The sequence below is a fragment of the Gryllotalpicola koreensis genome (genome assembly GCF_039538185.1).
Taxonomy (GTDB): Bacteria; Actinomycetota; Actinomycetes; order Actinomycetales; family Microbacteriaceae; genus Gryllotalpicola; species Gryllotalpicola koreensis.
Window position 1 is genome coordinate 315,655 of record NZ_BAABBW010000003.1, and the last position, 13,367, is coordinate 329,021.

Below are 13,367 nucleotides of genomic sequence, written 5' to 3' on the forward strand. Positions count from 1 at the left end.
ATGAAATCATCAAAGACGCTGATTGTGGCCGCCGCGGTGGCGGCCAGCGCCCTCGTGCTCAGCGCGTGCAGCTCGGGGTCGAGCGACAGCTCATCGACTCCGGCCCCGAACAGCGTGTCCCTCCGGATGACCACCTGGACCGCCAACCAGGATCAGCTCAAGCTGTTCAACCAGATCGCGGACGACTTCAAGAAGACGCACCCCGAGATCAAGTCGATCACCTTCGACTCGCTTCCGCCCGCCGACTACTCGACCACGTTGACGACGCAGCTTGCGGGAGGCGACGCGCCCGATCTCGCCTGGGTATTCGATACGGATGCCACGGACTATGTGAATTCCGGCACGCTCGCGCCTCTGACGAGCACGCTCAAGGCGACGGCGGGCTATGACTACAGCGACCTGTCCTCCAGCGCGACCAAGCTCTGGACGGCCAAGGGCCAGCTGTACGCATATCCGTTCTCGACGTCGCCATTCATCGTCTTCGCGAACGACAGCCTGTTGTCGCAGGCCGGCCTTCCGACCTCGGCGCAGATGAAGGCGAATGGCACGTGGACCTGGCCGGACATCATGCAGGCTGCCTCGCAGGTGAACGCCAAGACCGGCAAGGGCGGCGTCGTCGTCAACAACTTCAACTATCAGGACTGGACGACGCTCGTCGGCATCTGGAATAGCTTCGGTGCGGCGCCGTGGAGCTCAAACGGCAAGACGTGCACCTTCGACTCGCCTGAGATGGAGTCGGCATTCAGCCTGATCAACAAGGCAATCCGGGACAAGGCCATGCCCGGGCCGGGCACCACCGTCGACTTCTTCTCGGGCGGTGCCGCGTTCGAGGTCGCACAGATCTCCAGCGCGGGCCTGCTCGCCAAGGCCGGATTCAAGTGGGACGTCAATCCGCTCCCGGCCGCCAAGGACGGCGCGGCGGCCAACGTGATCGGCCAGGCCGGGCTCGGCGTGATCGCCAAGGGCAAGAACGCCGAGGAGGCGTCCAAGTTCCTGGCCTTCTTCACCAACCCGGACAATGCGAAGAAGCTCGCGGCGTACTTCCCGCCGCCGCGCACCTCGTTGCAGACGGCCGACACCCTCGCCGCGACCAACCCCGTGCTGAGCGCGGACCAGCTCAACAACGTGGTCATCAAGTCCCTCTCGGATGCGGTGACGCGGCCTGGTCACGTCAACCAGGCGCAGATCGCCAAGAAAGTCCAGACGGCGCTCACCCCCATGTGGAAGCCGAATGCCGATGTGTCGGGCATCCTGAAGAACGTCTGCAGCTCGGTCAAGCCGTTGCTGGAGGGCTAGGCGTCGATGTCGACAGCTCTTCCCCATCGCGAGGTCAGGCCTGCCCGGGGCTCTTCCCGGGCAGGCCGGCCCCGCCGGCGTCCACTGTCCATCCGGCAGCGCGATCAGCTGACGGGCTACCTCTTCATTGCTCCGCAGCTGTTCGGCATCGCCGCCTTCGTCATCCTCCCGCTGTGCCTCGTCATCTGGTTCAGCCTGCAGAACTGGAACGTGCTGAGCGGGACCAGCACCTTCGCCGGCGCAGACAATTACCGCAAGCTGCTGGCCGACCCGCAGATCGCGCAGGTCGCGCTGGCGACCGCGATCTTCTCCGTGGGCCTCGTACTGCTCAACATCCCGATGGCGCTGGTGCTCGCCGTCTTGCTGAACAGGAAGGGGCGCGGCATCGCGTTCTTCCGCACCGCCTTCTTCACACCCGTCGTGATCTCGACCGTCGCCTGGTCGATCGTCTGGCAGTTCCTGCTGCAGGACAACGGCGGGGTGAACGGACTGCTCTCACTCGTCGGGATCACCGGTCCGAACTGGCTCCAGACCGGACCGACGGCGATGCTCGCCGTCATCGTCGTGCAGGTCTTCAAGAACGTCGGACTCAACATGGTGCTGTTCCTCGCGGGGCTTCAGGGCGTACCGCGTGAGCTGCAAGAGGCGGCTCGGGTGGATGGGGCCGGCGGCTGGCGGGTGTTCCGCAGCATCGTGTTGCCGTTGATCTCGCCGACCATCCTGCTCACCGTGATCATCACCATCGTCGGGTCGCTCCAGGTCTTCGCCCAGATCGCGGTGCTGACGGCGGGCGGACCCGGCCTCTCGACGACCGTGCTCGTCTACTACCTCTACCAGCAGGCGTTCCAGTTCCACGACTTCGGTTACGGCTCGACGCTCGCCATCGTCCTCTTCGTCGTCGTCCTGATTCTGACGATCATCCAATGGCAGCTCCGCCGGAAGTGGGTCTTCTATGAGAACTGAGCCGGCCCTTGACCCGGTGGCGGGCGGCGACGTTGCAGGCATCCGATCGAATCGTCCGTCTCTCGGGCCGCGGATCGTGCTGTACGTGTGTCTCGGCATCGCGGCGATCCCGTTCCTGTTCCCGACGTACTGGATGATCGCGTCGTCGCTCAAGACGATCACCGACATCTTCGCGACTCCGCCGACCCTGTGGCCGACGAGTCCCAGCTTCGCCGGATATGCGAAGGCGTTCACCTTCCAGCCGTTCGCCCGTCAGTACTTCAACAGCATCTACATCGCCGTCGTGGTGACGGTCGTCACGATGTTGATCTCCTCGCTGGCCGGATACGCCTTCGCGCGCATCCGCTTCCGAGGCCAGAACCTGCTCTTCGTCGTGGTGCTGCTCGGCCTCCTCATTCCAAGCGAGGTGACGATCGTGCCGCTGTTTCAGATCTTCGAGAAGCTCGGCATGATCAACACGCATTGGCCGCTGCTGCTGGTGACCTCGCTCGGGGCGCCGAGCGTGCTGGCGACCTTCATCATGCGCCAGTTCTTCATCGCGCTGCCGGGGGAGCTGGAGGAGGCGGCGCGAATCGATGGGCTCGGCAGGCCGGGCATCTGGTGGTTCGTCGCGATGCCGCTGGCGCGATCAGCCCTCGCAGCCGTGGCGATCTTCACCTTCCTCAACGCCTGGAACCTCTACCTCGAGCCGACGGTGTACCTGTCCTCGCCCGGCCTGTTCACGCTGCCGGAGGCGCTGACGCACTACGTCGATCCTTATAGCGGCCCGATGTGGAACGTCCAGCTGGCGGCCGCCACCATGACCGCACTGCCCGTGCTCATCGTCTTCGTGATCGCTCAGCGGCAGTTCGTCGAGGGGCTCGCTCAAACCGGACTCAAGGGATAGACGCGGCGGCCATACGCTGAGTACCCCGCAGAAATACTGCGGGGTACTCAGCGTATCTAAAACGGGTTCTTTCAATATCGCGTCTGAAAATACTTTCTATTATCACGCAGGTAATATGAATTATCAATTGACACTACGTCTTCAGGCAAGGAGTATCGGGGGCTATAGCGGCTCCGGCATAGATGGCGCAGCCGACTCATCTCAGGAGGTTTGAATGAATCAGGAGGCCTCGCCCTTCTCCATCTCGCGCCGAACGGTCATGCTCGGCGCCGTCGCCGCCGCGACTCTGGTCGCGACAGACGCCTTCGCCGGCCCGTGGACCGTGCCCGCGCGTGCGGCGACCGTCGACGACTTCGACAGGTTCCGCCTGCAGTGGCTTGCCACCCTGGTCGCCGATTACGACACGGGCGACGCGGCCCTGGTCGCGTATGTCGAGGATACGGCCGCCGTGGCGAGCGGATTCTGGCGCGGGGCGACCCCGTTGAACACCTCCACCTCGCGCAGTTATCTGTGGAGCGACCTCGAGAGCACAACGGTCTCCGCGGAGATGACGAGCACGATCGTCAGACTGCGCCAGCTGGCTCTGGCGCTCAAGACTCCGGGGTCGTCGCTTTCCGACTCCGCCGAGCTCAAGGCCGACATTCTCTCGGCGCTCGACTGGTTCCTCGGCAGCCGCTACAACCTGCAGAAGTCCTACGACAACTGGTGGGACTGGCAGATCGGAACGCCGCAGGCGCTCAACGACGTCTGCGTGCTGATGTATGACGACCTCGCACCCGGCCAGCTGGCCACCGCCATGGCGGCGATCGCGCACTATGAGCCCGATCCTGCGGTCACGGGCGGCACGACGTCCACCGGAGCGAACCGGAACTGGGCCTGCGCGATCACGATGCTCCGCGGGGCGCTCAGCCGCGACCAGGCGACGATCGACAGCGCGCGTCTCAAGCTCGAGACGATCTTTCCCTATGCATCGTCGGGCGATGGCATGTACCCCGACGGCGGCTTCGTCCAGCACGTCTACTATGCGTACACCGCCGGCTACGGTGTATCGCTGCTGCAGGTGCTGAGCTACATGATGGTGTCCGCCGTCGACACACCGTGGGCGTTCTCATCGGCGCAGACCGCCGAGGTGTTCGACTGGACGCAGAACAACTTCGCGCCCTGGATCTACGGCGGCGGATTCATGGACATGCTGCACGGCCGCGGCATCTCCCGCTTCTACGAGACCGATCGCCGGATCGGCCGACTCGCCCTGGGCGTGCTGCTGCAGCTTGCGGGCGCCTTCCCCGCGGAGAGCGCACGTGTGCTGCGCTCGCAGCTCAAGGGCTGGTTGACCTCCTATGACTCGTACAGCTTCGCGGGCGGTACTCCCGGCGAGCAGCAGCCGAGCTTCTTCACCTACGACCCCGTTCCGATTCAGCAGGTCTCTCTGCCCTCGGTCGTACTCGGACGGCAGCTCATGAACGACACCAGCATTCCGGCCGCCGCCGAGTCCACCCGCACGGTGATCTCGACCTCGATGGCCCGCGCGGTGCACCGTCGGCCAGGCTTCGCCATGGGATTCGCGATGGAGACCAAAGCGATCCGTCCCTACGAGTCCGCCAACGGCGAGAACCTGATGGGGTGGTACCAGGGCGAGGGTGCGGTCTACCTCTACGTTCCGAGCCAACTCGGTCACTGGGCCAATGAGTGGTGGCCGACTGCCAACAAGTGCCGGATTCCCGGCACGACTGTCGTGCAGAAGCAGCCGGTGCTCGGCAAGGCACAGCGCTCGACCGTCACCAATACCTGGGCGGGCGGCGCTCTTCTCGACGGGAACGCCGCGGTGGGAATGGGGCTCAAGTTCTTGACGCAGCCCCTCACAGCGAAGAAGTCATGGTTCTGCATCGGCGACGCGATCGTCTGTCTCGGCGCCGGCGTCACGAGCACCGACGGCAACACCATCGAGACCATCATCGAGCAGCGCAACATCGGCCCGAACGGCAAGACGGTGCCTGTCATCGACGGCACGCCGTTTACGAAGCTGGGCAGTTCGCCGACGTCGTTCACCCCGAGCTGGGCGCACATTCCGAAGGCGGGCGGCTACCTCTTCCCCGTCGTCGGAACCCGGGTGCAGGCGATCCGCGAGGATCGTACCGGGCGCTGGACGGACATGGACAACCGCGGGACCTACGAGGACGACACCCTCTACAGTCGGCGATTCATCACATTCTGGTTCGACCACGGCGTCGACCCCCAGAACGACACCTACGCATACATCCAGCTGCCCGGGGCCGCGCAGGCGGACGTCGAGGCGGCGGCGCAGACGATGGCCGGCGTCACGATCTTCGCCAACACTGCGCAGGTTCAAGCGGTGAGCCGCGACGGGCTCACCATGGCCAACTTCTGGGACGCTGGCGCGCCCGTGACGAACGGCATCTCGGTCAGCGCACCGGTGTCCGTCATCGTGAGCCGGAAAGCCGGAGAGCTGGTGATCGCGGTGAGCGACCCGACGAAGGCGCTGACCGATGACGTCATGGTGACCGTGCAGGGCTCGGCGAAGCACGTCGTGGCCGTCGATTCCGGCGTCACCGTTCTGCAGACGAAGTCGCAGGTCAGCATCCGTGTTGCTGTCGCGTCCGCGGCGGGAAAGACATTCGTGGCACGATTCAGCAGGTCCTGATCACGTGTTCACGGATCTTCCCGAGGAAGCGTTACGGCGATGGCAAAGCCGCCTGCGCCGTCCCGACGATTTCGATGCATTCTGGGCTACGACGCTGAGCGACGCACGAGAGCACGGGCTCGGGCTCGCGGTTCACGAGCATCCGACCGGCCTTGCAACGATACGGGTGCAGGATGTCTCGTTTCGTGGCTTCGGAGGCGACACGATCCGCGCGTGGCTGCGCACCCCGGCGGCGGCTTCCCGCCCTTTGCCGACTGTTGTGCAATTCGTCGGCTACGGTGGCGGTCGCGGCCATGCCGAGGACGCACTGTTCTGGGCCTCGGCGGGGTTCGCCCATCTGCACATGGACACCCGCGGCCAGGGGGCGATGTGGAGCCCGGGATCGACGGCGGACCCTGAGGGCTCTGGCCCCGCGGTTCCGGGGTTCACGACGCGGGGAATCGAGGCGCCCGAGACCGCGTACTACCGTCGGCTCGTCGTCGACGCCGTCAGGGCCGTGGACGCCGCCGCCGCACTCGAGCTCGTCGATTCCGAGCGCATCGCCGTTCTCGGTTTCAGCCAGGGCGGCTATCTCGCACTGGCGACCGCGGCGCTGCAGCCACGAGTCGCCACAGCGTTCGCCTTCGTCCCGTTCATGTGCGACGTGGCCCGAGCCATCACGATCACTGATCGGGAGCCTTATCGCGAGATCGGGCGCTATCTCGCCACCCATCCTGACCGCGAGCCGGCGGCGATGCGCACGCTCTCTTACCTTGATGGCGTGAACTTCGCGCGCGGGGCGCGCGTGCCGATCAGTTTCTCGACCGCGCTGATGGACGCGACCTGCCCGCCGTCCACGGTGTTCGCCGCGCACAATGCCTACGCCGGCCCGAAGTCGATCCGTGTCTGGCGATATAACGCCCACGAAGGCGGCGGGCTGCTGGATGAGCGGGCTGCGCTCGCGAGGCTGCACGAGTTGTGGGGGCGGTGAGAGGGGCGGTGCCGCCGCTGAAGCTCGGCTGAGGGCCGCGTTCCCGTGAGGTCAAAGTTGCGTGCAGCACGCAACTAATTTATAGTTGTATGAATGCAACTATCTCGGACGGCGGCTGAGCAGCGGCTTCACGAGCAATTGATCCGCATCTGGTACCGGCACACGGCCGCGGCCGCACTTCTCGACGAGACCGACAGCGCCCTCGACCCGGTCGCGCAGCTGCTGCTGCGCATGATCGACACGCGGGGGCCCGTGCGCTCGAGCGACCTCGCCGAGCAGGTGGGGCTGTCGCGGCCGGCGGTCAGCCGCCGCATCGCGGCGCTCGAAGGCGCGGGGCTTGTGGCATCCGTTCGCGATCCTCACGACGGACGCGCGAGCCTGCTGACCGTCACCGACGAGGGCGTGACCCGAATCGCCAAGATCACGAAGTCGGGCGCCGCGACCGTCAGTGACCTCGTCACCGAGTTCACCACCGACGAACTGCAGACCCTCGCAGAGCTGCTCGGGCGCTTCAACGACAGCGCCGCCGCGCGATTGGCAACCATCCCCACGAAGGAGCCCCATGTCTCTCACCACGGCTGATGCCCAGAAGGCCGCCGCGCCGACGGCCGCCGCGCCCCGCGGCATCCGTGCCCGCTACCGCGCCTGGTACGAGAAGATGCCGCCTGGCGTGCAGATGATCGGGCTGCAGGCCTGGCTGCCCGTGTTCTTCGTGATCGCGTTCCTGTTCTGCTACGTGTACGCGTTCCATGCGCCCGCCTTCAAGAACGTCCCGGTCGCGGTCGTCGGCCCGAGCTCGGTCATGCAGCCCGTCGCCGAGCAGCTGCAGGAGGGTGCGAAGGGCGCCGTCACCGTGCGCGTCATCGACTCGATGGACGACGCGAAAGCGCAGGTGCGTCGCGGGGACATCGCAGCCGCCTACGCCCCGGGGCAGGATTCCTCGACCCTCGTCGTCGCGAGCGCCGCGAGCTTCCAGCTCTCGAGTCTCGCACAGCAGTTCTTCCAGGGTGTGGCCGCGCAATCCGACGCGAAGCTGCAGGTCGACGACCTCGCGCCGCTACCGCCGAACGACTCCTTCGGAACCTCCCTCTTCTACCTCACGCTCGTCTGCACGATCGGCGGCTACATGATGTCGATGTTCGTCGGCATGATGGGCGGCGGCCTGAAGCACTGGCAGCGCTTCGCGATCATCGGCGCCGCGAGCATCGTGCTGCCCGGCATCGCGATCGCACTCGGGCGATTCGCGATCCACGCCGTCGACGGGAACTTCTGGGAGCTGTGGGCGATCGGGGCCGCGACGAGCTTCGCCGTCGGGTGCGTCGTCAACGGCCTCGCGTACTTCATGGGGCGCTTCGTGACAGGCGCGGCGCTCTTGGTCTTCGTGTTCGCGAACGTGCCGGGGTCGGGCGGCGCCTACCCGCCCGAGCTCGTGCCGCAGCCGTTCCGCGCCCTGCACGACTTCGTCTCAGGTGCCGCGACGATCGGGCTGTTCCGCAGGACCGTCTACGACGTCGGCCCCGAGGCGTGGCACTTCTGGCTGACCCTCGCCGTCTACGCGGCCATCGGCACCGCCCTCGCCTTCGCCGGCAAGCCGTACTTCGTCTGGCTCATGGGCCGCCGTCGCAGGGCCGGGTACAAGACCATGATGATCAGCGCGCAGATCGCGTCGATGACGCACGCCGGCTACGTCACACCGGTCACGCCGGCGGGTGCGGGTGCAGCGGGTGTCGCCGCGGTCAAAGCGGGTGAGACGGATGCCTCGGCCGAGGCATCCGGAGAGGAGACCGCCGAGGCGCACGCCCCCGCGGGGGCGGCGCCCGCGCAGGCATCCCCGGCTCCTGTTGTCGCGCACGCTGCGCACGCCGCGCCTGCGGTCGCGTCGCAGCCCGGCGCCCCTGCGACCGTCACGGCGCCGGCGCCGCAGGCGTTCATCGTGACGACGACCGCCGCCTCGGACTCGGGCCCTGTGGAGCTCACGGTGCGGCTGCAGAGCGCGGGTGAGGCATCCGCCACCCCGACTCCCGCTCCCGCGGCGGCCGACCGCCACCGGCGCGGGCGCGATCGCGAGCAGGAGCAGCGGGATGCCGAGCGCGGCATGGACTTCTCCGTGGAGGAAGCCGACGGCGACGCCGTCGCCGCGGAGACCGGCGCGCTCGGCTGAGGTGCCGGCTCGCCGATCCGAAGGGCGATTCTTGACGGAAACACGGAACATCCCGCCCTATCGTGGGGCCTGTGAGACTCACGCAGCGGGGCCGGCTTGTCGGAGCGGTGCTGATCCTCGCGATCCTTGCCGGTGCCGGCTGGGCGACAGGGCGCTACCTGCCGAGCGGCGACAGCGAGGCGGCCGTCCGCGGCGCGGAGGCGCTGTCGGATGCCGGACCGAGGCCGACGCCCGTGAAGTCGGCGGCGGCGGTTCCGCTGAACGCCCCGATGTCCGCGGCGCAGCAGCGGCAGGTCGACTATGCGCTGAAGTACTGGAAGAACTACAACTCCGCCGTCTACGGGAACGACAACCCCAACGGCGGCGACTGTGCGAACTTCGTCAGCCAGACGCTGCTGCAGCGCGGCTGGAAGATGAACTCGACCTGGTTCAACCACGGCCCGAACGCGATGAGCTCGGCGTGGGCATTCGTGCCGGCCATGAACGAGTACTTCCGTGCCAATGCATCTGCCCTCGGCCTGGTCCAGCTCGGTGAGAAGGACCGCGCGAAGTACGCCGCCGGCGACGTCGTGATGTTCTGGTGGAAGAACGCGAGCGGCGGCTATTCGGCGGCACCCGACCACGTGCAGGTCATCGATCGCATCACGAGGTCCGGGGGAGCGGCGTCGGTCAAGATGGCCAGCCACAATGTGGACTACGAGTTCCGCGACCTCGACGACGAGGTCACCACCGAGCACCCTGGTGCGAAGTACATCGTCTGGCACCTCACCCGCGACACGAACTGAGCCGCGCCTCACGCGGAGGCTGGGCGGAAGAAGAAGAAAGGGACGGCGGTGCCGTCGTCACTTCCCCTGCCACTGCGGGGCGCGCTTCTCGGCGAAGGCCCGTGGACCCTCCTTCGCGTCGCCGGTCGTCATCAGGAACGCGCCCTCAGCAGTCGAGCGGGCCCAGTCGTCGTCCTCCGCGGCGAACCGGCCGTCGGTGATCTCGCGTGCGATGCGCTTGGTGACCTGCACCGAGAGGGGCGCGTTCGCGTTGATCAGCTCGGCGAGCGCGAATGCCTCGTCGAGCAGCCGCTCGAGCGGCACGACCCGGTTCACGAGACCGAGCTCGTAGGCGCGCTGCGCCGTGATCGGCTGGGCTGTGAGCATCGCCTCGAGCGCCACCTTGTAGGGCAGCTGGCGCGGTAGGCGGAACGCGCCGCCGGCGGCGGCGAAGATGCCGCGCTTCACCTCGGGCAGGCCGAAGGTCGCCGAGTCGGCGGCGACGATGAGATCGGATGCCAGCGAGATCTCGGTTCCCCCGCCGAGCGCGAAGCCGTTCACCGCCGCGATGATCGGCTTCGAGATAGCGTGCCGCACGAACCCGGCGAACCCCCAGCGCTCGGCGCGCGGGTCGTCGAGACCGCCTGCGCCCGCCGCGACCTCTTTGAGATCGGCGCCGGCGCAGAACGCCTTGTCGCCCGCGCCCGTGATGATCACGGTGCGTATCTCTGGTTGTCCCTCGGCGTAGTCGAGCGCCTCGCCGATGCCGAGCGTGACGTTCACGTTCACCGCGTTCCGCGCTTCCGGCCGGTTGATCGTCACCAGCAGCGTGTGCTCGTGCTGCTCGGCGAGCACTGCGCCGTCGCAGGCGATGGGAATGGGGGCGGCGGTGGGTGTGTCGATGGGGGTGCTGTCGCGGGTCGTCTCGGCCACTGTGTTCCTCACTTCGTCGTAGGGAATGCCTCTCTGCATGCTTTCATCGTGGCCCCAATGACGTAAACGATCGCTCGCGTCGGCCCGCCGGCGCGGCGCTCGAGCCACCGGCGGTTCAGCCCCTCTTCTGGGGCGAGCGTGTTGCATGACGCGCCCCGTACGGTCGTGGGCGGAGGTGGTCTCATGGCGGCGTACAGCTGCAGTCGTGTCGTCGGCAGCGGAACGGTGACGTATCTGCTGCAGATTCCGGCCGCCCACCTGCTCGCGGCGGAGCCGCTGATCGATGCCGAGGTGCTGCCCGCGACCGATGCACGCCTCGAGGTCGCCGTCGAGCGCCCGCTCGTGTTCGACCCGATCAGCCTCGACGAGCGTAGCGGGCTCGTCACCATCGGGCCGGGGACGCGCATGGCCTTCGACGGCCTGGACCCCTCGCTGATCCGCCACGGCATGGTCGCCGCGCGCATCACCGCCCCGCTTCCCGCGACGGCGTGGCGCCTCGACGCCCCGCTCGTCGACGCGTAGCGCCGCGCGGCCCGCGCTACTCGAGCTCGTCCTCGTCGATCAGCTGCACGCTGCGCACGCCGTCGATATCGGTCAGCGCGGCGATGAGCGGATCGGCGTCCGCGGCGCCGGCGAGCTGTAGCGTGAGCGATGCCGCGCCGCCTTCGCCCGGCGACCGCGGCTCTGCGCGCTGGACGGCCCAGCCGTTGCTCGTGATCGCCGACAGAATGCCGCGCAGCAGCCCGCGCCCGTCCTCGTAGACGACCTCGAGGTGGAACTCGGCGCTGCGCGCGCCCGGCAGGCGCCGCGTGATCGCGCTGAGGCCGTAGGCGATCACGAAGTGCAGAGCGGTGACCGAGAGTGCGAGCAGCCAGAGGCCCGCGCCGGCCGCCATGCCGATCGCCGCGGTCTCCCACACGGATGCCGCGGTGGTCAGTCCGCGCACGGTGCCGCGCCTCGTGAGGATGAGGCCCGCGCCCAGGAATCCGATGCCCGAGACGATCTGGGCTGCGACACGGGACGGGTCGAGGATCACGTGTGCCGACAGCACGTCGGTGAATCCGTACTTAGACACCAGCATGAACAGGGCGGATGCCGTGCCGACGATCGCCTGCGTGCGCAGGCCGGCGCTGCGGCCGCGCAGCTGGCGCTCGAGGCCGATCAGCGCGCTCAGCCCGAAGGCGAGCAGCAGCTCGCAGATCTGCAGCCAGCCCTGGCCTTCGAACGCCGTCATCGGGCGCGCAGTCGTGTCGTCGCGGAACGGGTCATGTCGTCAGTGTTCCCGTTCCGCGACGACTTCGATCGCCCGGCGTGCCGCGCGCTCAGCCGCGAGCGGAAGCGATGGCCGTGAGCGCGTCGACGAGCGACGTCGTCGGGCGGCCGATCAGGCGAGACAGCGTGCCGTCGGTCTCCGCGAGCTCGCCGTGACGGATGCCGGTGTCGATCGCGGTGACGAAGGCGGCCACCCCTGCGTCGAGCCCCGCCGCCTCGAGCGCCGCGAGGTGCTCCTCGGTGGACAGGGGCGTATAGCGCACCTCTCTGCCGAGCACCTCGCTCATCGCGGCCGCGAGCTCGGTGAAGTTCCAGGCGACATCGCCGCCGAGCTCGTACACCTGGCCGAGGTGTCCGTCCTCGAGGAGCACCACGGCCGCCGCCTCGGCGAAGTCCGCGCGCGTGGCGCTCGCCACCCGGCCGTCGCCGGCTGAGGCGGCGAGCACGCCGCTCTCGGCGGCCGTGGCCAGGGCGCCCGCGTAGTTCTCGGTGTACCAGTTGTTGCGCAGGATGGTCGCGGGGATGCCGGCGGCCGCGATCGCCTCTTCCGTCGCCTTGTGGTCGGGGGCGACGGCGAGCGTGCTCGTTGTGGCCCGGGGAGCGCTCGTGTAGACGAGCTTCTGCACACCGGCGGCAGCCGCCGCGTCGATCACGTTCTGGTGCAGCGCCGTGCGGCCGCCGGGCTCGGAGGCCGAGATGAACAGCAGGGAGTCGACCCCGTCGAGCGCGGCCGCGATCGTCTCCGGCCGGGCGTAGTCGAGCTCTGCGGTGCGCACGCCGCGGTCGGCGAGGTCGGCGAGCTTGGCGACATTGCGGGCCGTGGCGACGATGTCGGAGGGGCGGGCGCCGCGTGCCAGCAGTGCGTCGACGACGAGGCGGCCGAGGTGCCCGGATGCGGCGGTGACGAGAACGGTCATGAGATTCCTTCCAGAAGGTGGACGTTGCGGACTTCACTCAGAACCGTCGGTTCTTTCCCCAGCTTCCCGAATCGCCGTACCCACTTTGACGTAAGGTACCCACATGCAGGTAAGTCTTGCGGGAATCCGCGAAGAATACGGCGACGTTTTCACCGACGGATGCCCGACGCGCGTCGTCCTCGACCACGTGATGAGCAAGTGGGGCGTGCTCGCGCTGCTGGCCCTCACCGATGGGCCGCGCCGCTGGGGCGAGCTGCGGCGCGAGGTCGAGGGCATCAGCGAGAAGATGCTTGCCTCGACGCTGCGCACGCTCGAGCGCGACGGCTTCGTCGAGCGCCGCGCCTACGCAGAGGTGCCCCCGCGCGTCGACTACCGCCTCACGCCGCGCGGTACCGAGCTGATGGACCGCATGCTGCCGCTCGTCGGCTGGGTCGCGCAGCACGCGGCATCCATCGTCGACAAAAGTTAGGCGCCGGGCGAACGGATGCCTGCTGAGGTGTGACGCGAGAGGCGTCGTGTCCTTTCGGCTCACGAGCAGTCAAG

Annotated in this window: 13 protein-coding genes; 10 read left to right on the forward strand and 3 right to left on the reverse strand. The window is 67.8% G+C overall.

Annotated features, from left to right (window positions below; genetic code table 11):
- The 8 genes from ABD708_RS10035 (at nt 1) to ABD708_RS10070 (ending at nt 9,723) form a co-directional block, all read left to right on the forward strand.
- Nucleotides 1–1,296, forward strand: coding sequence for an ABC transporter substrate-binding protein (locus ABD708_RS10035; RefSeq protein ID WP_344753936.1), 1,296 nt, complete (start codon nt 1–3; stop codon nt 1,294–1,296).
- Between the two features lie 6 nt (nt 1,297–1,302).
- The gene (locus tag ABD708_RS10040) at nt 1,303–2,259 is read left to right on the forward strand and encodes a carbohydrate ABC transporter permease (RefSeq protein WP_344753938.1); all 957 of its coding nucleotides are present in this window, start codon (nt 1,303–1,305) and stop codon (nt 2,257–2,259) included.
- Entirely contained in the window at nt 2,249–3,145 is an 897-nt protein-coding gene (locus ABD708_RS10045; RefSeq protein ID WP_344753940.1) for a carbohydrate ABC transporter permease, read from the forward strand. Before ABD708_RS10040 ends, ABD708_RS10045 begins: the two co-directional genes overlap by 11 nt.
- A gap of 214 nt (nt 3,146–3,359) precedes the next feature.
- Nucleotides 3,360–5,807, forward strand: a complete 2,448-nt coding sequence (locus ABD708_RS10050) for a polysaccharide lyase 8 family protein (RefSeq protein ID WP_344753942.1) — start codon at nt 3,360–3,362, stop codon at nt 5,805–5,807.
- A gap of 4 nt (nt 5,808–5,811) precedes the next feature.
- Complete coding sequence (locus ABD708_RS10055) at nt 5,812–6,777, forward strand: acetylxylan esterase (protein WP_344753944.1); 966 nt, start codon at nt 5,812–5,814, stop codon at nt 6,775–6,777.
- Nucleotides 6,778–6,870: 93 nt separating this feature from the next.
- Nucleotides 6,871–7,359 carry a MarR family winged helix-turn-helix transcriptional regulator gene (locus ABD708_RS10060; RefSeq protein ID WP_344753946.1) on the forward strand — a complete coding sequence of 163 codons (489 nt, stop codon included), beginning with the start codon at nt 6,871–6,873 and terminating at the stop codon, nt 7,357–7,359.
- Nucleotides 7,340–8,938, forward strand: a complete 1,599-nt coding sequence (locus tag ABD708_RS10065) for an ABC transporter permease (protein ID WP_344753948.1) — start codon at nt 7,340–7,342, stop codon at nt 8,936–8,938. Before ABD708_RS10060 ends, ABD708_RS10065 begins: the two co-directional genes overlap by 20 nt.
- 71 nt (nt 8,939–9,009) lie before the next feature.
- Nucleotides 9,010–9,723, forward strand: coding sequence for an amidase domain-containing protein (locus ABD708_RS10070; protein WP_344753950.1), 714 nt, complete (start codon nt 9,010–9,012; stop codon nt 9,721–9,723).
- Nucleotides 9,724–9,780: 57 nt separating this feature from the next.
- Here ABD708_RS10070 and ABD708_RS10075 read toward each other — a convergent pair whose 3' ends face one another.
- The gene (locus ABD708_RS10075; RefSeq protein ID WP_344753952.1) at nt 9,781–10,635 is read right to left on the reverse strand and encodes a crotonase/enoyl-CoA hydratase family protein; all 855 of its coding nucleotides are present in this window, start codon (nt 10,633–10,635) and stop codon (nt 9,781–9,783) included.
- Nucleotides 10,636–10,818: 183 nt separating this feature from the next.
- Here ABD708_RS10075 and ABD708_RS10080 point away from each other — a divergent pair, with 183 nt between their 5' ends.
- A complete protein-coding gene (locus tag ABD708_RS10080; RefSeq protein WP_344753954.1) occupies nt 10,819–11,157 on the forward strand; it encodes a hypothetical protein in 339 nt (112 codons plus the stop codon).
- A gap of 16 nt (nt 11,158–11,173) precedes the next feature.
- Here ABD708_RS10080 and ABD708_RS10085 read toward each other — a convergent pair whose 3' ends face one another.
- Both ABD708_RS10085 and ABD708_RS10090 read right to left on the reverse strand, forming a co-directional pair.
- Nucleotides 11,174–11,869: an MgtC/SapB family protein gene (locus ABD708_RS10085; protein WP_344753956.1), complete on the reverse strand. Its 696-nt coding sequence runs from the start codon at nt 11,867–11,869 to the stop codon at nt 11,174–11,176.
- 88 nt (nt 11,870–11,957) lie between these two features.
- The gene (locus ABD708_RS10090) at nt 11,958–12,824 is read right to left on the reverse strand and encodes an SDR family oxidoreductase (protein ID WP_344753958.1); all 867 of its coding nucleotides are present in this window, start codon (nt 12,822–12,824) and stop codon (nt 11,958–11,960) included.
- Nucleotides 12,825–12,927: 103 nt separating this feature from the next.
- On the opposite strand from ABD708_RS10090, the gene ABD708_RS10095 reads away from it, so the two are divergent.
- On the forward strand, nt 12,928–13,293 hold the full coding sequence (locus tag ABD708_RS10095) for a winged helix-turn-helix transcriptional regulator (RefSeq protein WP_344753960.1): 366 nt from the start codon (nt 12,928–12,930) through the stop codon (nt 13,291–13,293).
- Nucleotides 13,294–13,367: the final 74 nt, after the last annotated feature.